This is a genomic window from Collinsella sp. LCP19S3_B7, from assembly GCF_052121795.1.
Taxonomy (GTDB): domain Bacteria; phylum Actinomycetota; class Coriobacteriia; order Coriobacteriales; family Coriobacteriaceae; genus Collinsella.
In genome coordinates this window covers 1-19,744 of the sequence record NZ_JBQKDO010000007.1, presented here as the reverse complement: position 1 = coordinate 19,744, position 19,744 = coordinate 1, and the positions used below count along the sequence as shown (strand labels likewise).

Annotated in this window: 15 protein-coding genes and 1 pseudogene; 5 read left to right on the top strand and 11 right to left on the bottom strand. The window is 61.5% G+C overall.

What is annotated here, in order from left to right; genetic code table 11:
- Positions 1 to 305: 305 nt before the first annotated feature.
- From ACTQW0_RS04275 to rpmE, 11 genes are all read right to left on the bottom strand, one after another.
- Positions 306 to 2,441, bottom strand: coding sequence for a ribonuclease R family protein (locus ACTQW0_RS04275; RefSeq protein WP_441567079.1), 2,136 nt, complete (start codon positions 2,439 to 2,441; stop codon positions 306 to 308).
- 267 nt (positions 2,442 to 2,708) lie between these two features.
- Positions 2,709 to 3,629, bottom strand: a complete 921-nt coding sequence (ftsX, locus tag ACTQW0_RS04270) for a permease-like cell division protein FtsX (protein WP_154515997.1) — start codon at positions 3,627 to 3,629, stop codon at positions 2,709 to 2,711.
- Positions 3,616 to 4,833 (bottom strand): cell division ATP-binding protein FtsE, encoded by a 1,218-nt coding sequence (gene ftsE / locus ACTQW0_RS04265; protein ID WP_441540493.1) that lies wholly within the window; start codon positions 4,831 to 4,833, stop codon positions 3,616 to 3,618. Before ftsE ends, ftsX begins: the two co-directional genes overlap by 14 nt.
- Positions 4,834 to 5,284: 451 nt before the next feature.
- Positions 5,285 to 6,226 (bottom strand): transketolase family protein, encoded by a 942-nt coding sequence (locus ACTQW0_RS04260; protein ID WP_427793358.1) that lies wholly within the window; start codon positions 6,224 to 6,226, stop codon positions 5,285 to 5,287.
- Position 6,227: 1 nt separating this feature from the next.
- Positions 6,228 to 7,058 (bottom strand): transketolase, encoded by an 831-nt coding sequence (locus ACTQW0_RS04255; protein WP_154516003.1) that lies wholly within the window; start codon positions 7,056 to 7,058, stop codon positions 6,228 to 6,230.
- 207 nt (positions 7,059 to 7,265) lie between these two features.
- Positions 7,266 to 8,156 carry a YitT family protein gene (locus tag ACTQW0_RS04250; RefSeq protein WP_441032955.1) on the bottom strand — a complete coding sequence of 297 codons (891 nt, stop codon included), beginning with the start codon at positions 8,154 to 8,156 and terminating at the stop codon, positions 7,266 to 7,268.
- Positions 8,157 to 8,319: 163 nt separating this feature from the next.
- Positions 8,320 to 9,468 carry a peptide chain release factor 2 gene (gene prfB, locus ACTQW0_RS04245; RefSeq protein ID WP_154516009.1) on the bottom strand — a complete coding sequence of 383 codons (1,149 nt, stop codon included), beginning with the start codon at positions 9,466 to 9,468 and terminating at the stop codon, positions 8,320 to 8,322.
- Positions 9,468 to 12,275: a preprotein translocase subunit SecA gene (gene secA, locus ACTQW0_RS04240; protein ID WP_441567076.1), complete on the bottom strand. Its 2,808-nt coding sequence runs from the start codon at positions 12,273 to 12,275 to the stop codon at positions 9,468 to 9,470. Before secA ends, prfB begins: the two co-directional genes overlap by 1 nt.
- Before the next feature lie 154 nt (positions 12,276 to 12,429).
- Entirely contained in the window at positions 12,430 to 12,702 is a 273-nt protein-coding gene (locus ACTQW0_RS04235) for a hypothetical protein (protein ID WP_441567074.1), read from the bottom strand.
- Positions 12,689 to 13,792: a hypothetical protein gene (locus ACTQW0_RS04230; RefSeq protein WP_441567072.1), complete on the bottom strand. Its 1,104-nt coding sequence runs from the start codon at positions 13,790 to 13,792 to the stop codon at positions 12,689 to 12,691. The genes ACTQW0_RS04235 and ACTQW0_RS04230 overlap by 14 nt, the downstream gene beginning before the upstream one ends.
- Positions 13,793 to 13,983: 191 nt before the next feature.
- On the bottom strand, positions 13,984 to 14,409 hold the full coding sequence (gene rpmE / locus ACTQW0_RS04225) for a 50S ribosomal protein L31 (protein ID WP_154516018.1): 426 nt from the start codon (positions 14,407 to 14,409) through the stop codon (positions 13,984 to 13,986).
- A gap of 349 nt (positions 14,410 to 14,758) precedes the next feature.
- On the opposite strand from rpmE, the gene ACTQW0_RS04220 reads away from it, so the two are divergent.
- The 5 genes and pseudogenes from ACTQW0_RS04220 (at position 14,759) to ACTQW0_RS04200 (ending at position 19,561) form a co-directional block, all read left to right on the top strand.
- A complete protein-coding gene (locus ACTQW0_RS04220; RefSeq protein ID WP_006235289.1) occupies positions 14,759 to 15,046 on the top strand; it encodes an ACT domain-containing protein in 288 nt (95 codons plus the stop codon).
- A gap of 74 nt (positions 15,047 to 15,120) precedes the next feature.
- A complete protein-coding gene (locus tag ACTQW0_RS04215; RefSeq protein WP_441044635.1) occupies positions 15,121 to 16,539 on the top strand; it encodes a citrate synthase in 1,419 nt (472 codons plus the stop codon).
- 257 nt (positions 16,540 to 16,796) lie between these two features.
- Complete coding sequence (locus ACTQW0_RS04210) at positions 16,797 to 18,170, top strand: ISL3 family transposase (protein WP_441567070.1); 1,374 nt, start codon at positions 16,797 to 16,799, stop codon at positions 18,168 to 18,170.
- A 485-nt stretch (positions 18,171 to 18,655) separates the two neighbouring features.
- Positions 18,656 to 18,796: pseudogene (locus tag ACTQW0_RS04205) on the top strand (putative RNA methyltransferase); the annotation flags it as partial.
- A gap of 63 nt (positions 18,797 to 18,859) precedes the next feature.
- The gene (locus tag ACTQW0_RS04200; RefSeq protein WP_441567137.1) at positions 18,860 to 19,561 is read left to right on the top strand and encodes a methyltransferase domain-containing protein; all 702 of its coding nucleotides are present in this window, start codon (positions 18,860 to 18,862) and stop codon (positions 19,559 to 19,561) included.
- The last annotated feature ends 183 nt before the right edge of the window (positions 19,562 to 19,744 follow it).

The following is a 19,744-nucleotide window of genomic DNA, read 5'->3' as shown; positions in this document are numbered from 1 at the left end:
TCTTCGTAAAGACGCATGTCTGGGTAAGCGCCGAAGCGTCGATGGCGCGTATCGACAGTTGACATTGTAACCGGTTGCCATAAAGAGTATCCAACGATGCCGATAGTATCTTGGGTATCCAGACACGTCTTGCATGGGCGCCGATGGGACGAGTGGCATAACGCGCCAACGCGGCCACCAGCAGCACCAGCACGATAGCGGTGACATCGCCCGCAGCATCGAAACCCAGGTCAATAATGTCGAAGTGCCTGCCGGGAACAAAAATCTTATGCACCCGGTCGCCAACCAAGTTTTTTCTGGCCAAACTAATGGATGAGCTTAAAGTCCAAGTGCCCGCGGGTCGTGTTGACACGCGAGACCTCGATGATCACGCGTTGCCCCAACTCAAAACGGCGCCCCGTGTCGGCACCCGTCAACGTGAGCGCGTCCTCGTCAAACTCGAACCACTCGCTTCCCAAACTCTTAATCGAGACCAAGCCCTCGACCTGTGTCAGGTCGAGGCGCACAAAGAAGCCCATGCTGCTGACCCACGAAATGGTTCCGGCATAGCGCTCGCCCAGACGATCCTCGTAATACTGGGCAATCTTGATCTTTTGCGTCGCATGGCTGGCGGCGTCGGCCGCACGCTCGGCATCGCTGCATGCACGGCAAATCTGCGGCAAGATGCGCGGCAGCGACTCGCGACCCCTGCCGATCAGCCGCGGCGTGCGCACCAAGGCATCCTTGCCGCCCAGCTGCTCATACGCCAGCTGCAATTTGAGCACGCGATGGACAACAAGGTCCGGATAGCGTCGGATAGGGCTCGTAAAGTGGCAGTAGCACGGCGCGGCGAGCGCAAAGTGGCCCTCGTTGCGCGGCTTGTACAGCGCGCGCTGCATACTGCGCAATAGCAACGTGTTGACAAGCGGGGCATTTGCCGTGCCAGCGGCAGCGTCAACCGCCGCCTGCAGCTCATCGGGACTTCCCAGGGCAATGCCGGCCGCGCGGCGATCGTCGATGATACCCAGCTGCGCCAGCGCCACAGCGGCCCCGTGCAAGCTGTCGGGGCTGGGATCCTCATGCACGCGATAGCATGCCTCAATATCGCGGTCTGCCAGCCACTCGGCAACGCACTCGTTGGCAAGCAGCATAGCTTCCTCGATGAGCGACGTGGCACACGAGCGCTCGCGGGCCACGATCTGCACGGGAATGCCATCCTCGTCCAGCAAAGCGCGAATCTCCGCCGTGTCAAAGTCGACCGAGCCGCGCGCACGGCGAATGCGACGGCGTCGCTCGGCAAGCTCGTTGGCAGCAACTAGGAAATCGCTCAGATCCACGTCGTAGTCGCGGGCAGTCTCTTCGCAAGTCAAACCGCGCTCAAGCGCCTCCTCGCGCGACGCCTCGGCTGCAGCAACATCCTCGGCGGCACCTTCCAACACGGAGTACTCCACCGCACCGGCACGCACCAGCAGTGCCTCGGCACCGTCATAGTCCATACGCACGCGCGAGCGAATCACGCTGGGATACGGATCGTAGTGGCGGACGTGCCCCTGCGCATCGAGCTCGATGTCGACGGTAAACGCCAGGCGATCCTCGTCGGGGCGCAAGGAACACAGGTCATTCGACAGGCGCTCGGGCAACATGGGGAGCACGCGATCGGCAAGGTACACCGACGTCGTGCGATGGCGAGCCTCTAGGTCGATGTGTCCATCCCAGGCCACATAATGCGATACATCGGCGATATGGACACCCAGCTTGTAGCCGCCCTGCGTCGTGCGCTCCAACGAGATGGCGTCGTCAAAGTCGCGCGCGTCGACCGGATCGATCGTGATGATAAAACGGTCGCGCAGATCGCGGCGAAGTGGGTCCTTAAGAGCTGTCGCCACGTCGAGCGATAGCTCCTCGGCCTCGGCAAGGGCGGTCTCGGGATAACTATCGGTATAGCCGTAACGAGCCATGACATATTGAATGCCCAAGTCGGGTGCATCGTCGCCGCCAATGCGGCGCTCAAGAGTCACGGTGCCCGATTCCAAGCGTGTCGGATAGGTCAAGATGCGTGCGACGACTGCATCGCCCGGATGCACGCCCAAACGCTCCGCCGAAGTATCCTCGGGCAAAATAAAGAAATCGGCCTTGAGACGCGAATCAAGCGGCTCGATCACACCGAGCGGGCCTGCCGTCTGATACGTGCCCACCACGCTTATGGCCGCGCGCTCGACAACGCCCTCGATCACGGCACGGCGATCGCCGCGCGGTCCGGTCTTAATGCTCACGGCCACGATGTCGCCGTCCATAATCTCGCGCTTGCCGCGACCCATAACCTTATAGTCGCCATTATCGGTGACAACATAGGCGCTGTGCTCATGGAGCTGCACGCGGCCCGTCAGGCTGGGACGCCGCTCGCTACGCACCGGCGCGCGCTTGTTGCGAGCGCTACGCTTATGTTTGTTATTGCGCCCCATGGCGCCTCCTTACTATCTGTTGCGGGGCCCGCAGGCGCAACCGCATCATGTCAAAACACCGTGCAGGCCTAAACCGCACGCATCAAAGAGTCTACCCAATCAACAACAGAGCACGCACCTCGCGTCATGATCCCTATGTGACGGAGAAAATCGAATTATCGAGACAAGCCGAACTGCCGGTGAGCCCTTTTCCTCCGTCGCACGGGATCAAAAAACGGGCCGCCCCAGAGCGGGACGGCCCGTTAGCAAAACTAATTCCAGCTGTGTCTACACGCGCAGGTAGCGACGCATGGCAATGGCGGAACCAAAGAGACCGATGATCACGCCGACCAGGATCAGTGCGGCATACGTTACCAGGTAGTATTGCATCGGCAGCGCAAACGACATCCAGCCAATGCTCTCCTGAAGACGCGGAACCAACAGGTTGCGAAGCAGCTCCAAAACACCGATGGAAAGCAGCGAGCCCAAAACGGCCTGCAGCACGCCCTCGGTGATAAACGGACCGCGAATAAAGCCATTGCTGGCGCCCACCAGGCGCATGATAGCAATCTCGCGGCGGCGAGCCGTAATCGACAGGCGAATCGTGTTGTTGATAAAGATGAACGCGATAAACGTCAGCAAACCAACAAGCACAACGGCAGCGATGCGGATGTAGTTCGTCACCTGGAACAGGCGGCTCACTTCCTCCTGACCGTACAGAACGCTCGCGTCAACGTCACCGTCATCCGCGATCTTCTGGAAATCGGAGTTCTTCTTGAGCTTCTTGGCCGTGCTCTCGACCTGGGACGGATCGTCCATCTCGATCGCGAACGAAGCAGGCAGCGGATTCTGGCCATCAAGTGCGCTCAGAGTGGCGTCGGCGTTACCCGACATCTTGCTCGTGTACTCGGCCAGCGCGTCGTCCTTGTCCTTATAGGTCACGGACTTAACGTTGTTCCACGTCTTGAGCTCACTCTCGAAAGCCTGGACGTCGGCCTGGTCGGCGTCATCGCTAATAAACGCGTTGATAACAACCTGGTCCTCAACGGTGCCGATCACGGAGTTCAGCATCGCGGAACCCATGATGAACAGGCCGATGATAAACAGCGAAAGGAAAATCGTGATGACGGCGCCGAGCGAGGTGGTCCAGTTACGGAAGAAGTGGCTCATTGCCTCTTTGAGCGAATAGCCCACGTTAGTTGGTGCCATAGTTGCCGTAACCTCCCCTCTCCTGGTCGCGGATTACGTGGCCGCCCTCGAGGGCGATCACGCGACGATGCATACTATCGACCATCTCGCGATCGTGGGTAGCCACGATCACGGTCGTGCCGGTGCGGTTAATGCGCTCGAGCAGCTTCATGATGCCGAGCGAAATTGCCGGGTCGAGGTTGCCCGTTGGCTCGTCGCAAATCAGCAGCGGCGGACGGTTGACCATGGCGCGGGCGACGGCCACGCGCTGTTGCTCGCCGCCGGAAAGCTGATCGGGCAGCGAGTCCATCTGATCGGCCAAACCGACCAGACGCAGCACCTCGGGCACCTGGCTGCGAATGACGCCCTTGGGCTTGCCTATGCACTGCAGGGCAAACGCCACGTTTTCATAGGCGGTCTTTTGCGGCAGAAGCTTAAAGTCCTGGAACACGGCGCCAATCTGGCGGCGCAGGAAGGGAACCTTGCGGTTCTTGATTTTCATGAGATCCTGACCGGCGACCAAAATGCGACCGCTCGTAGGCCTGACATCACGGTTGAGCGTGGAAAGCAGCGTGGTCTTACCCGATCCGGAATGACCGACCAAGAAGACGAACTCACCCGGATAGATCTCGATGTTGATGTCGTCGAGTGCGGGCTTGTTGGGCTGTGCCGGGTAGATCTTGGTGACATGCTCCATCAGAATGACGGGCTCGACACCGGCCTGCTTGGCCATCTTCTTGCGACTTGCCTGCGGATCGATAGGCGCGAACACCGACGTAAAATCGGGGTTGTTGAGCGCATTGTCAAGACTTGCGACCTCGGCAGCCTGATCATTCTCGACCATGGGCGCAGCGGGCTGCGTAGGATCGGGAATGCCGGCAAAGAGGCCGGACTGCGCCGGCTGCGGCGCGGGCGTAGCAGGAACCATGGGATCGGGAATGCCCGCCATGGTCGGCTGAGGCTCGGCTGACGTCTGAGGCTGGTTCACGCGAGCAGTCACCTTTTGGACGGGCTCAAAGCCCGCAGCGGCAGAAAGCTCGGCATCGCTGGTGGGATTGTAGGCAAAGGGATCGGTTGCCGGCCGTGCCTGATCTGCCGGCTGTGCGGGGGCCTGGGCAATATGCTGGCCCTCTGAATCCGGAGTGGCGAAACGTGTGCCCGGGACACCTTGCCGTGTCTTGGGGGCCTCATCGCCCGCACCGGAGGTACGGAAGTGGTTACCCACTGGTGCTCCTTATCATCGTGCGTTTAAACTACATGAGCGCTTTGTATTTTAGCAGCATTAGCTTCGCTGCACATAAGAAGCATGGCAGGGTTTTGGTCTCACCGGCCGCGCACAGGGCTACCTCCCAAATCGTCCTCGGACATGTCGGAGTCCCCGCTGCGCGCTTCGCGCTGCGGGGACTCCTCCGTCCTGCGGAATGATTTGGGAGGTAGCCCTGTGCGCGGCCTGCGGCTACTAAGGAGTCGCCGCGTTTTTCTTGGGGCGCTGCATATACAAAGTCGGAAGGGCTGAGTTGCACTTTGCTGATATGGGCCCGCTTCCCGGAGGAAGCCCTTGCTTGATGCGGGCCCGATTTGTTTGTTACCGACAAAAAACAGGGGCGCCCTCTTTGGGTGCGCCCCTGTTCTGGCTTGCTTACGGTTGCTGAAGCGATACTTTGCCTCGTCTTGCCCTAGGCCAAGAACTCCTTGGTGGTTGCCACGATGTTGGCGGCATCCAGGCCGTACTTGTGCAGGAGCTCGGCGCCCGGGCCGGACTCGCCAAAGGTGTCATTGACGCCGATCTTCTTGAGCGGCGTCGGGCACTGCTCGCAGAGCACGTCGGCAACGGCGCTGCCCAGGCCGCCGATCACGGAGTGCTCCTCGACGGTCACGACGTGACCGGTCTTGGCGGCGCTCTTGACGATCAGATCGGCGTCGATGGGCTTAATGGTGTGCATGTTGATGACCTCGGCGTCGATGCCCTCGGCAGCGAGCTGCTCGGCAGCCTCGAGAGCCTCGCCAACCATCAGGCCGCAGGCGATGATGGTCACATCGGCGCCCTCACGCATGACGATGCCGCGGCCCAGCTCGAACTTGTAGGTCTCGGGGTCGTTGATGACCGGCGAGGCCAAACGGGCAAAGCGCATGTACACGGGGCCGTCGCACTCGTAGGCGGCGCGGACCACGGCGCGGGCCTCCACGTCGTCGGCCGGGACAATCACGGTCATGCCAGGGATAACACGCATAAGGGCGATATCCTCGCAGCACTGGTGCGTGGCACCGTCCTCGCCCACCGAAATACCGGCGTGCGTGGCGCCGATCTTGACGTTGAGGTGCGGATAGCCGATGGAGTTACGGACCTGCTCAAAAGCGCGGCCGGCGGCAAACATGGCAAAGGTGCTCGCGAAGGCAGTACGACCGGTGGTCGCGATACCGGCGGCGACACCCATCAGGTTGCTCTCGGCAATGCCCACGTCAAAGAAGCGGTCGGGGCAGGCGGCCTTAAACTTACCGGTCTGCGTGGCGGCAGCCAGGTCGGCGTCGAGGACCACAAAGTCGTCGTGCTCGGCAGCGAGCTCAACGAGGGCCTCGCCGTAGCTTACACGCGTGGCGATTTTCTTGACGTCTGCCATCCTAGAGCTCCTCTCCGGCGGCCGTGAGCTCTGCCATGGCCTGCTCAAACTGTTCATCGTTGGGGGCCTTGCCGTGCCAACCAACCTGGTTCTCCATAAAGGAAACGCCCTTGCCCTTCATGGTCTCGGCGATAATGGCGGTAGGCTGACCCTTGGTGGCGCGAGCCTCGGCAAAGGCGGCGCGAATCTGACCGAAGTCGTTGCCGTCGGCGAGCTCCACCACGTGGAACTTAAAGGCGCGGAACTTGTCGGCGAGCGGCATGGGATCGTTGACCTCCTCGACGGGACCGTCAATCTGCAGGCCGTTGTGGTCAACGATCACGCAGAGGTTGTCGAGCTGCTGATTGCCGGCAAACATGGCGGCCTCCCAGACCTGGCCCTCCTCGCTCTCGCCGTCGCCCAGCAGGGCGTACGTGCGGTAAGTATCGCCCCAGTGCTTGGCGGCGACGGCCATGCCCACGGCGGCGGAGATGCCCTGGCCCAGCGAGCCGGTGGACATGTCGACGCCCGGGGTGTCGTTCATGTTGGGGTGGCCCTGCAGGTGGCTGCCGATATGGCGCAGCGTCTCGAGGTCCTCCTTGGGGAAGAATCCGCGCTCGGCGAGCACGGCGTACAGACCCGGAGCGCAATGGCCCTTGGAGAGCACAAAGCGGTCGCGGTCGGCCTTGCGAGGATCGGCCGGGTCGACATTCATTTCCTCAAAGTACAGATAAGTCATGATGTCGGCAGAGCCGAGCGAACCGCCCGGATGGCCGGACTTGGCAGCGTGCACGCCGGTGACGATGCCCTTCCTTACCTCGTTGGCAACCTTTTTGAGCTCTTCGTCGCTCATTGTGCCTTCCTTTCATCCTCTTTAGACAAGATGCGCACGGCGCAGAAGGTAATCCCAACCCAGCCGCAATGCACGTGCGCCATTCATTATGCTGGAAACTGAAGGCTTTACCAGAGTTTTTATCATTATTTGAATAATTTAGCAGGCAGACCCGCTGATGAATCGGTTTATCAATGTGAACGTCTTTTGGATGGAGCGCCGTCTGCCCTACGCGTTAATGTCCTTGAACCCCTCGCCGAAGGCTTCCGTAACGTCGGCGACCGTCACTATAGCTTGAGGATCGCGCTCGCGCACGATGGTCTTGAGTGTATTGAGCTCGCGGCGGCTAACGATCACCATAATCACCGGCTTCTCAGCGCCCGAATACATGCCGGTCGCCTTAAATTTAGTGCAGCCGCGACCCAGGCCATACATGATATCGGCCGCGATATCGGGAAAATTGTCCGAGATGATGAGCACCATGCGGCGCTTGTTGCCGCCATCGACCACAGCGTCGATCACATAGCCGCTAATTACCATCGAAAGCCCTGCATACAGCGCGTTCTCCAGAGAGAAGACGGGGGCCGATGCCGCGCATACGGCGACATCGATCGCCATGACGGTCGAACCCACCGGCAGCGAGGTATTACGCGAGATAATCTGGCCGATGGTGTCGGAGCCGCCGGTGTTGGCGCCGGCGCGTAACACCATGCCGTAACCAATGCCCGTGATAATGCCGCCCCACATAGCGGGAAGCATCAGGTCTGCATCTGCCAGAGGCGCTACAAACGGGGCAAACAGGTCGGTAAAGAAGCCCAGTAGCACAAAGCCTGTCGCCGTCTGTACCACATAGAACATGCCGCCCTCGCGCATTACGACCAGCAACAGCAAGGCGTTCATCACGATGGTTTGGATACCGACGGGCAGCGACACGCCTCGCGCGGCACCGACCGCCTGGATAATAGTCGCAAGGCCCGTAACGCCACCGGCGGCAAGACCGTTGGGAATCAAAAACAGGTCGGTCGCGATGGCCGCCAAAGCGCACCCAAGCATGATCTGGGGCAGATCGCGAAAGAAGTTCATTGAAAGAATACGCTTGATATCCAGACGATACGCCATGCTACCTCCCTCAAAAAAGCGCACCCCATTGGGTGCGCTTTGAACTTCTTACCGTATTTGATTCTACCGATTCGCCGAGGAAAAACCACCCCGCGGCGGGTTTGCTCTGGATATAAAACCGCCCTGTCCAGAGTTTAGTGTCGGTCCGTGACTCACCCGGGGCTTAAGCGGACGGAGACTCCGCATCAGCATTGCCGGTAGCCCAGCGATGGTAGCCGATCACAAACGGATCCAAGTCGCCATCGTCGAGAACGGCGTCGACGTTGCTGGTCTCCACGCCCGAGCGCAGGTCCTTGACCATCTGATACGGATAGAGCACGTAGCTGCGGATCTGGTTGCCAAAGCCAATCGTGGTCTTGGGACCGCGGATCTCGTCGAGCGCCTCGGCGCGCTTCTCGAGCTCAATCTCGTACAGGCGGGCCTTGAGAATCTGCATACACGCGGCCTTGTTCTGAATCTGGCTGCGCTCATTTTGGCAGGTCACTACAATGCCGCTGGGAAAATGCGTCACGCGCACGGCGGAGTCGGTGGTGTTGACGCCCTGGCCGCCCGGGCCGCTTGCGTGGTACACGTCGACGCGGATATCGTCGGGGTTGATCTCGATATCGATATCGTCGGGCAGCACCGGAATGACCTCGACGCCGGCAAACGTAGTCTGTCGACGCTTCTTGTCATCGGTGGGGCTAATGCGCACCAAACGGTGAACGCCGGCCTCGGCACGAAGCATACCGAAGGCATCCTTGCCCTCAACGGTAAAGGTCGCGCGATCAATGCCAATGACCTCGGCAGCGGGGCAATCGTTGATGGTGACCTTCCAGCCGCGGCGCTGGCAGTACTTCATGTACATCTTAAAGAGCATGAAGGTCCAGTCCTGCGCCTCCAAGCCGCCCTGTCCGGGCTTGATGGTCACAATCGCGTCACCGTGATCGAACTCGCCGGTAAACCAGCTCGAAAGTTCGAGCTCATCGATGGCGCGCGCCAGACGATCAGCCGTGGCGGCAGCCTCCTCACGCAGTGCAGCGGCATCGGGGTCATCGCCCATTTCCTCGGCAAGTTCCAGCGCCGCGCGGGCATCGGAGAGCTCGCCGCGCGCGGTATCCACGGCGGCGATATCCTCCTTGGCGCGCGCAATCTCTTCCATCGTGGCGCGAGCGGCATCGGCGTCGTCCCAAAAGCCGGGAGCGACGCTCTTGGCCTCAAGCTCGGTCACGTGGGTGCGCTTCTCGTCCAAATGGAGATACGACTCAACCTCGCCGAGCCGGTCCGCAAACGCGTCCAGCTCGGCGGGCGTTACCTCTAAAGCCTCCGCCATTAACGATTCCTGCCGTGGCAGTACTTGAACTTCTTGCCGCTGCCGCAGGGGCACGGGTCGTTGCGGCCCACGTTGACATACGGGTCGTCGCTCTCGGACTTGCGGTAGGTGGTCACCTTAGCGCCGTTGTTGACAGCTGCCGGTCCGCCCTGGACGGCCGTGCGAGCCTGTGCCCGTGCCTCCTTGCGCAGGACCGAGTTGCCGTTGTCGCCATCGACGTCGGCGGGGCCGGAGAAGCGCGCACCCTCGAGCGCGGGGTCCTCCTTGCGCTCCACAGCCTGCGGGGCGGCCTTGATCTCGATGCGCAGGACGGTGCGCAGGTAATCCTCGTACATGGTGTCAACGAGCATCTGGAAGGCACCATAGGCCTCGGTCTTGTACTCGACCAGCGGGTCGCGCTGACCAAAGCCGCGCAGGCCAATACCGGTCTTGAGATAGTCCATCTCCTGCAGGTAGTTCATCCAGCGGGTATCGATGACGCGCAGCATGACCTGGGTGTTGAGCTCGCGCATGAGGTCCTCGCCCAAGCGCTCGGCCTTCATGTTGTAGCACTTCTCGACGTAGGCCAGGACATCGGCGGCCAGGGCCTCGTAATCCTCGTCGGGGAACTTGGGCGTATCGATATGGCCGGTCAGCTCCACGACCCACTTGCGCAGGCCATCGAGGTCGCGCTCGCCGTCGTGGCTGTCCTTAGTGCAAAACTCCTGCACGCAGCGGTACACGGTGTCGTGCATGACCTCGGTGATGTGGTCGGTCAGGTCCTTGCCATCCAGAATCTTGTTACGCTCGGCGTAGATAACCTGACGCTGCTTGTTCATCACGTCGTCGTACTCAAGAACGCTCTTGCGCATGGAGAAGTTGATGCTCTCGACCTTGTGCTGGGCGCTCTCGACGGCCTTGGAGATGATCTTGTGCTGGATGGGCACGTCGTCGCCCATTTCTGCCGTGACCATCATCTTTGAGACGCGGTCCATCTTGTCGCCACCGAACAGGCGCATCAGGTCGTCCTCGAGCGACAGGTAGAACTGGGTCTCGCCCGGATCGCCCTGACGGCCAGAACGGCCACGCAGCTGATTGTCGATACGGCGGGACTCATGGCGTTCGGTGCCGATGACGGTCAGACCGCCAGCCGCAAGTACGCGCTCGCGCTCGGCCTTGCAGGTCTCCTTGGCCTCGGCGTTAAACTGCTCGAGCTGCTCGGGCGTCACGTCCTCCATGGTCAGGCCCTCGTACTCCAGGCGCTCGCGCACCAGCTCGTCGGGGTTGCCGCCCAGCAAGATGTCCGTACCACGACCGGCCATGTTGGTGGCGATGGTCACGGCGCCGTAGCGTCCGGCCTGGGCAACGATATGAGCCTCGCGCTCGTGATGCTTAGCGTTGAGGACCTCGTGCGCGATGCCGCGCTTGGTAAGGGCTGCCGACAGCTTCTCGGAACTCTCGATGGAGACGGTTCCGACCAGGACTGGCTGGCCCTTGGCGTGACGCCGCTCGACATCATTGGCAACGGCGTTGTACTTGGCCTGAATGGTGCGGTAGACCAGGTCCTCGTGATCGACACGCTGCACGGGCTTGTTGGAGGGAATGACCTCGACGGGCAGCTTGTAGATCTCGCGGAACTCGGCGTCCTCGGTAAGCGCCGTACCGGTCATGCCGGAGAGCTTGTCATACAGACGGAAGTAATTCTGCAGGGTGATGGTAGCCAGCGTCTGGTTTTCCTCGCGCACCAGCACGCCCTCTTTGGCCTCGATGGCCTGATGCAGGCCCTCGGAGTAGCGGCGGCCCTCCATGATGCGGCCGGTGAACTCATCGACAATCTTGACCTCGCCGTTGGTAACGACGTACTGCTTGTCGCGGTGGAACATGTATTGGGCCTTCAACGCCTGCTGCAGGTGGTTGACCAACTGGCCCGAAAGGTCGGCGTAGATGTCCTCGATACCCAGGCGGCGCTCGATCTTCTTGAGGCCGCGCTCGGTGGCGGCAATGGTGTGCTTGGCCTCGTCCATGACGTAGTCGCCCGTGGGCTCCACGTCCTCGGTGGCGGTGAGCATATCGTGCGACACGTCCTCGCCGCGCTCCAGCCCGCGCACGGCGCGCGCGAAGTCCTTGTAGGTGCTGGCCGACTTGGTGCCGGCGCCCGAGATGATCAGCGGGGTCCTGGCCTCGTCGATCAAGATGGAGTCGACCTCGTCGACGATGGCGTAGCTGTGGCCGCGCTGGACGCGCTGCTCGGGGCGGGTGACCATGTTGTCGCGCAGGTAGTCAAAGCCAAACTCGGAGTTGGTGCCGTAGGTGACATCGGCCTGGTAGGCCGGGCGCTTAAGCTCGAGCGGCATGTTGTTCTGCAGCAGGCCGACGGTCATGCCCAAATACTTGTAGATGCGGCCCATCCACTCGGAGTCGCGCTTTGCCAGGTAGTCGTTGACGGTAACGACATGCACGCCCTTGCCGGCGATGGCGTTAAGATAGCCGGCCAGGGTGGAGACGAGTGTCTTGCCCTCGCCGGTCTTCATCTCGGCGATATGACCTTCGTGCAGCGCCATGGCGCCGATGAGCTGTACGTCAAAGTGACGCATGCCCGTGATGCGCTTTGAAGCCTCGCGCACGGTGGCAAAGGCCTCGGGGAGCATGTCGTCAAGCGACTCGCCGTTAGCATAACGCTCGCGGAACTTATCGGTCTGGCCGCGAAGCTCCTCCTCGGTCATCTTCTCAAACTGAGGCTCAAGCCCGTTGATCTGGTCAACGATCTTGTAGTAGCGCTTAAGGTCCTTATCGGATCCAAAGGACAGCAGCTTTGACATGAATCCCATGTGGTTTTCCTTTTTTGGCCATCGCCCGTAGCGCGTTGCACTGGGCGAGTTAAACACAGATAGTTGTACTTTAGCCAAACGGGACGCACGCTATACGCTCGACCTCATCCCCCACGTAATAACTACGACCGACCTGCCAAAAAGGGACGTTTTTTTAATGGCTACGGCCCAGATAGGCGCCGATAACTTTGCGCTGCTCGGCGCTCGCCCGATAGTAGACGCGAAGCTCGCCTTCGACATTCAAATCAAAGCGCGTCTCGTCAATCAGGCCATTCTTGTGCGCGGTCATGAGCGCCTCCTGCATGCGCGGCCTTGCAAAGGCGGCAAACGATGCGTACTCGGCCGCGAGATCGGCCATCACATCGTCGACGCAAGCCTCGTCATGGCAAACAAAATAATCGAGCATGGCATAGTTAAGCGGAAGCATCCCGATCACCGTCCTTTTTAACCATGTCGAGGGGATTCACGGCGATCAGGCAAATGCCGACGAGGTTGACGACGGCCGCCACCCATGCAACGGACGGAAGCGCGTAGCCGTCAAAGCCCAAGACCAGGCCGACGATAATCCACGTAAACAGCGGCGCTGTAAAGGTATAGGTGCCGTTGATGGCCATGCCCAGCGCCGTGCCGCACATGGAGTTGGCGCGATACCAGCTCATAAACGAAAAGTAGGCGGCAAAACCGGAGCAGGCGAAAAACACGACGGAGGATTTGTCGGTGAGCGCTTGGGCGACAAGGACGTAACTCTGACCAAGGGGCTCTCCGCATGCCAAGGTTAGGGCCGGCAGTACCAAGCACAGGTTGCCGACGCCCGAGACAAGCTGACGGATGTTGATGGCGATCTGAGGATCGATCATGCAGGTGGCGCGGCCGCCCACGCATCCCTCGACGCCCCAGCACAGGGCGGCTAACAGCGCCAGGCCCAAGCCAAGCGGCATGCCGGAAGATGCCTGCCCGCTCAGGCCGACGCTACCGATCATGGCGCCGGCGACCACGCAGACAACGATGCCGGTGACGACACGGGGGCTAAGCGGCTGTCGGTAGAGCACGCGGGCGAGCACCGCACCGATCGCGGGGTTGAGCGCGGCGATGGGCACGGCAAGCGTGCCTGCCTGCGAAAGCGCGATAACGTAGGCGGCAGAAGCGATGGGCCCGCCAATGAAGGCGGCGGCGATAACGATGACGCCGGGCTTTGAGGCGATGCAGCGGCCTAGGTCGGCGAGTTTGCCCTGACCGGCAGTGAAAAACGTGGCCCAGACGGCACTCAGCACGTCATTGACGCCCGAGGCGATTGTGGGCAAGATGAATACCGCCAAAAGGCCGGAGGGAGCAGATGCATCGAACCAACCGGCCCAAACGCCAAAGAGCTGACCGGCGGTAACAAAGGCCGTGTACAGCGCATACATGCAGCTCGAAAGCGCCGCGACAGCGATACCCTTCCTAAAATAGGCAGCATCGAGCGCACGCTTCTTTGCCACCGCGAGCTCGCGATTGCCCAAGGACGTCGATGTGTCCACGTAGCCTCCTATCGGTTACCTGCCAAAAAGGGACAGGTTTATTTTGGCAGGTTTTATCTGGGCAAACGAAAAATCCCCACCGTTCGGTGCAAAGAGGACGTGCTACTTTGCGTCGATAAGAAAAGGGCCGTGCACCCAATTGGATGCACGGCCCTTTTGCCATGAATGCGAGCGATTCCTCGGCGAGCTATTTACTCAGCAGCCTCGGTGGTCTCGGCCTCGGCAGCGGCCTCCTCGACGGGAGCCTCTGCGGGAGCCTCGGCGGCCTGCTTGGCAGCCTCCTCGGCAAACTTAGCGGCACGCTTGGCCTTCTCGGCAGCCTTAGCCTCAGCGGCGGCCTTGCGAGCGGCCTCGGCCTCAGCAGCCTTGGCGGCCTTGGCAGCCTTGGCCTCCTCGGCCTTCTTGAGCTGGGCGGCAGCGGCGCCACCGAACTTGTCGGCGAAGCGCTGGACGCGTCCACCGGTGTCGACGAACTTCTGCTGGCCGGTGTAGAACGGGTGGCACTCGTTGCAAAGCTCGACCCTCATCTCGGACACGGTAGCGTGCGTCTTGAAGGTGTTGCCGCAGGAGCACGTCACCGTGCACTCGACATACTGGGGATGGATACCCTGCTTCATGGTAGGACTCCTTATTGGTCAGGCGCTGGTTACCGATCAGCGCATAAGGCGTCTTGGTTTCCGACCAAGACAACAAACTCGGCTATGTTACCACGGCGCCGAGCGTCCCACAAAAGGTTCACGGTCTTTACGCCGGAGCGCACAGGCGAATCTGCCCGATCGCGGCGCCAACAGAGTCGCCCGAGCTGTCCAGGGTGCCAAAAATACACCCTACGAGACAAGCGCTCCATGTTGCAGACGTGTAACGCCGCAGCAAAGGTGCCCCTTTTTGCACGGGACAGGTACAATGATGAACACTGTACCGTAGCGGAGCGCCGCCGCGCGCCGCCAACACGCGAAAGGGTTTCCCATGGCCGAGATCTCGTCCTCCCGTATCGTCATCACCGTCCTTGGCAAGAACCGCCCCGGCATTGTCGCCGGCGTCACCCGCGTCCTGGGCGAAGCCAATGTCGACATCCGCGACATTACGCAGTCCATTATCGAGGACATCTTCACCATGACCATGCTGGCCGACACCGCCGAGTCCAAGCTCGACTTCGCCGAGCTGCAGAAGGCCCTGGCCGAGGCCGGCGAGCTTTCGGGCGTCAACGTGTCCATCCAGCGCGAGGACGTCTTTAACTTTATGTACCGCCTGTAGCGAACAGGCTGCGTGACGACGGCCCAACGTGCGCCCAGGCGCAACGTCGCCACATGGCCCGGAGAGGAGCGCACATGGCCTACGACGCCAAGAAAATCTATTACCGCTTCGATGACCATCTGAGCCGCCTGGTCCTGGACTACGAGGCCAGCCGCCAGATTGCGCCCGAAAGCGAAAATTTGTATTACGGCATGCCCACCGAGCCTTATGACGAGGGCCTGTTTGTCGAGCACAATGTTAAGCGCGGTCTTCGCAATGCCGACGGATCGGGCGTGGTCGCGGGCCTCACCCGTATCTCGGACGTGCACGGCTACAACAAGGTCGACGGCCAGGTCGTGCCCGACAAGGGTCGACTCACGCTGCGTGGTTACAACATCGAGGACCTCGTCAACAATGCCCAGGCCGAGGACCGCTATGGCTACGAAGAGGTCGCCTACCTGCTCATTACGGGCTCGCTGCCCAACAAGGATGAGCTCGACGGCTTTTGCGGGCGTCTGGGCGCGTTTAGGCACCTGAGCGACGAGTACGTTAAGGAATTCCCGATGACCACGGTGTCGTCGAGCATCATGAACGTGCTTCAGCGCGCCGTGCTGCTGCTCTATGCCTTCGACGCCGAGCCCGACGTGATCACCCCCGAGCACGAGATCGATGTTGCCATCTCCATGCTCGCCCGTCTGCCCCGTATTGCCGCCTTCGCGCACATGGCTTCGGTCGCCAAGCGTCGCGGCTCCGAGGTGCATGTGCCGCACCCCACGCCCGGCCTGTCCACGGCCGAGACCATTTTGCAGGTGCTGCGCGGCGGCATGGCGTTCACCCGCGACGAGGCCATGCTGCTCGACGTGATGCTCATGCTCCACGCCGAGCACGGCGGCGGCAACAACTCCACCTTCGCCTGCCGCGTGCTGTCTTCTTCGGCCACCGACCCGTATTCCGCCTACGCCGCGGCTATCGGCTCGCTCAAGGGCCCGCGTCACGGCGGTGCCAACGCCAAGGTCGTATCCATGCACGAGGACATTCGCGCGCATGTTTCCAACTGGGAAGACGATGACGAGGTCGCTGCATATCTGAGCAAGATTCTCGACAAGCAGGCCTTTGACGGCACGGGGCTCATCTACGGCATGGGGCACGCCGTCTACACGCTCAGCGACCCGCGCGCCGAGGTCTGCCGCCACTACGCACGTTCGCTCGCCGCCAAGAAAGATCTGGGCGAGGAATTCGCGCTGATCGAGCGCATCGAGCGCCTGGCGCCCCAGGTCATGCGCGACCATGGCATGACCAAGCCCATCTGCGCCAATATTGACCTGTACACGGGCTTTATCTACAAGATGCTCGGCGTACCCGAGACGCTCTTTACGCCGATGTTCGCCGTGGCCCGCATGGCAGGCTGGTCGGCACACCGCATGGAAGAGCTCTTCTGCGCACACCGTATTATTCGCCCGGCATACCGTCCGGTGATCGAGCCACTGGAGTACAAGCCACTCGCCGACCGTTAGGACGCGCACCGTTATAGAACACGAGCGTGGCCAGGGCATCACCGCCCTCGGCCACGCTTTTTATGCCAGCAGAAAGGGCTGCATCGAATGATTGTTTTTGGCTCTTCGGTGGTTTCTGTGGGAGAGATTCCGGCATAGGCCCAGCTCAGCGGGCGAAAACAACGATCTGGAACTGAAACGGCCCCGGGAGGGGCCGTTTCCGCGTCATCCGCCTATGATTGCTAAGCCAAATTCAGACAACCGAAGAGGTGTGACGCATGAAGAGTCTACTACTTCTCGCCCTCGGTCTGGCCCGCACGGTCGTCCTGGGCGCGCGCATCGAGGCCGAGCGCATCGTCGTGAGCGTCCGGCCCTACAAGCGCGAGCAGCGCCGCTGCCCCGTATGCGGCAGGGCCTGCGACTTCTACGACATGGCGAACCGCGGGGCCCCCAGGCTGTGGAGGGCGATGGACCTGGCGCGCTCGGCCTGCTACCTGGAGCACGCGCCCTGCAGGGTGCGCTGCCCGGAGCACGGCGTGCGCACCGAGGCCGTCCCCTGGGCGCGGCACGGGGCGCGCTTCACGCGCGACTTCGAGGACTGGGTGGCGTGGCTGGCGGTCCGCTGCACCGCCTCGGCGGTCTCCGAGCTCGCCCGCGTCGAGTGGCACAGCGTGGGCGGCGTGTGCAGGCGCGTCTACGCCGAGCTGGAGGCCGCGCGCGGCGCCTCGAGGTTCGACGGCGTGCGCCGCATCGGCATCGACGAGACGTCGTACAAGAAGGGCCACAAGTACGTCACGGTGGTCGTCGACCACGACCGCGGCTGCCTCATCTGGGCGCACGAGGGCACCGGCAAGGACGTGCTCAACCTGTTCCTCGACGAGCTCACGCGCGAGCAGAGGCGCGCCATAGAGGTGGTGACCGCCGACGGCGCGAGGCGGATAAGGCAGCTGGTCAAGCGCCGCTGCCCCAACGCGAGGTGGGTCATGGACCCCTTCCGCGTGGTCCAGTGGATGAACGACGCGCTCGACGCCGTGCGCTGCGAGGAGTGGAACGCCGCCAGGGCCGCCGCCAGGGCCGCCAGGCCCAGGCCCGAGGGCAAGCGCGGCAGGCCTGCCAAAGGCGAGCTGCCGCCCGAGGAGGTCAGGGCGCTCGAGGAGGAGGCGGCCTCCATCAAGGGCAGCCGCTACGCGCTCGTGAAGAACCCCGAGGACCTCACCGACGGCCAGAGGGCGAGGCTCGAGGCGCTCAAGAAGAGGGCCGGCTCGCGGCTGGTCAGGGCCTGGGAGCTCAAGGAGGACCTGCGGGCCGTCTTCCGGGCAGCCGACGGCTCCGAGGCCGCCGAGCTGCTCGACGACTGGATGCACAGGGCCGCCTACTGCAAGATCGCCAAGGTCGTCGCCGTGGAGAAGAAGGTGCGCCGCCGGCGCGACGACATCATCGCCGCAGTCGAGCTCGGCATCAGCAACGGGCGCGTAGAGGCCATCAACAACAAGATCAAGGTGACGGTGAGGATGGGCTACGGCTTCCGCAACACCGACAACCTCGTGGCCCTGCTCATGCTCAGGTGCGGCGACTGCCAGCCCCAGCTCCCGGGTCGCCCGGTGAAGGCGAGGAAGAAGGGCGTGAAGGGAGCGAAGAGCGTTGCTGCCTAGGCTAGCCCCTTGTCACACAAACTACCGAAGCCTCCTTTTTTCACCTGCTGAAGGTTATCAATCTTCTTATTGAGTATCTCGGCATTCTTTCTTCTGCCAATGCCCTGGCGGGCAGATCCACCCCCCTTTCGGCTGGTTCGGGGGCACAGGCATGCCCTGACGGGCAGATCCACCGCCCTTTCGGCTGGTTCGGGGTCGCAGGCATGCCCTGGCGGGCAGATCAGCGCCTTTTCGGCAGGTTCGGGGGCGCAGGCATGCCCTGACAGACGGCTGCATTGCCCATATGCGTTTTGCGCGCGAGGACCCTGTTGCTCCTGTCAAAAGCGTGGCGAAATGAAGTGGCCCAAAAGAGGGCAGCAGAATACCGAAATCCCAGCTTGAAATAGCTCAGCTATTTGTCACTGTGCGGTTCTGCCTGCTGTGATTAGCCATGCACTGCTGGGGAAGACTCATCTGCTAGAATTGCTTGGACGAAAGGAGACGCAATGGTACTCGACAGATACGCGCGATTTGCTGACAGCGCCGACGTGCTCTCTTGCCCCCTTTGCCACAGCGCCCTGAAGCTGCAGGAAGGGAGCCTCGTATGTCCGAAGAGGCACTGCTTCGATATCGCAAAGCAGGGGTACGTAAACCTTCTAGGGCCCTCCAGGCAGTCAGCCCACTACAGCAAAGAATCCTTTGAGAGCCGCATGGCAATCCTGGAGGCAGGGTATTACGACCACGTGAAAGAAGCCGTCCTCACCGCGGTAGGAAGGGCCCTTTCCCCAAGCGAGGGTCCTGCAGCTGTGAACGCGACGCCATTCCGCGTGCTCGACGCGGGATGCGGAGAAGGCTTCTATGCACGTGCAATCCGAGAAAACCTCTGTGTCGACGTGGTGGCGTTTGACCTCTCAAAAGACGCCATGCTGATGGCGGCCCGCCACGATTCCAGAAAGGCGGTCAAATGGCTGGTTGGCGACCTGACGAACATCCCCGTGCTGAAAGGCTCCATCAACTGCGTGGTGAACGTATTCGCTCCCTCGAACTACGACGAATTCAAGCGCGTTCTCACCCCAACCAGAAACGCCTCCGCGCCAGGAGTGCTGGTCAAAGTGGTTCCAGGCAGCAATCATCTTACGGAGCTGCGCCACCTTGCTGAAGGATCTTTGCGCAGCAAGGAATACTCAAACCAGCTGGTGACCGATTGCTTTGAGAAGCACTTCAAGATGACCGACCGCATCAAGGTGACGCGCACCTTCGAGATGTCCGAAAGGGACGTCCGCGTGTTCGCCGAGATGACGCCGCTGCTGTTCGGCATCGACGCGGAGTCCCTAAATCTATCGCGTGTGAAAAGCATCACCATCGAGGCTGAATTGCTGGTGGGCACCCCTCGCTCCCAAGGCCCTTCATGAGCTCAGCCAGCTCATCATCCTCTTAATTGCAGGGCTGAAGGACAGCCCTTGTCAACCGCCCCAGAAGAAATCTGGCTCTTCGGTGGTTTCTGTGGGAGAGATTCCGGCATAGGCCCAGCTCAGCGGGCGAAAACAACGATCTGGAACTGAAACGGCCCCGGGAGGGGCCGTTTCCGCGTCATC

Coding starts and splice junctions, on each gene's coding strand:
- secA (WP_441567076.1), bottom strand. CDS start 12,275: ATGGGATTCATGTCAAAGCTGCTGTCCTTTGGATCCGATAAGGACCTT.
- ACTQW0_RS04210 (WP_441567070.1), top strand. CDS start 16,797: ATGAAGAGTCTACTACTTCTCGCCCTCGGTCTGGCCCGCACGGTCGTC.
- ACTQW0_RS04260 (WP_427793358.1), bottom strand. CDS start 6,226: ATGGCAGACGTCAAGAAAATCGCCACGCGTGTAAGCTACGGCGAGGCC.
- ACTQW0_RS04275 (WP_441567079.1), bottom strand. CDS start 2,441: ATGGGGCGCAATAACAAACATAAGCGTAGCGCTCGCAACAAGCGCGCG.
- ACTQW0_RS04235 (WP_441567074.1), bottom strand. CDS start 12,702: ATGCTTCCGCTTAACTATGCCATGCTCGATTATTTTGTTTGCCATGAC.
- ACTQW0_RS04250 (WP_441032955.1), bottom strand. CDS start 8,156: ATGGCGTATCGTCTGGATATCAAGCGTATTCTTTCAATGAACTTCTTT.
- ACTQW0_RS04215 (WP_441044635.1), top strand. CDS start 15,121: ATGGCCTACGACGCCAAGAAAATCTATTACCGCTTCGATGACCATCTG.
- ACTQW0_RS04220 (WP_006235289.1), top strand. CDS start 14,759: ATGGCCGAGATCTCGTCCTCCCGTATCGTCATCACCGTCCTTGGCAAG.
- ACTQW0_RS04200 (WP_441567137.1), top strand. CDS start 18,860: ATGGCAATCCTGGAGGCAGGGTATTACGACCACGTGAAAGAAGCCGTC.
- prfB (WP_154516009.1), bottom strand. CDS start 9,468: ATGGCGGAGGCTTTAGAGGTAACGCCCGCCGAGCTGGACGCGTTTGCG.
- ftsX (WP_154515997.1), bottom strand. CDS start 3,629: ATGGCACCAACTAACGTGGGCTATTCGCTCAAAGAGGCAATGAGCCAC.
- rpmE (WP_154516018.1), bottom strand. CDS start 14,409: ATGAAGCAGGGTATCCATCCCCAGTATGTCGAGTGCACGGTGACGTGC.
- ACTQW0_RS04255 (WP_154516003.1), bottom strand. CDS start 7,058: ATGAGCGACGAAGAGCTCAAAAAGGTTGCCAACGAGGTAAGGAAGGGC.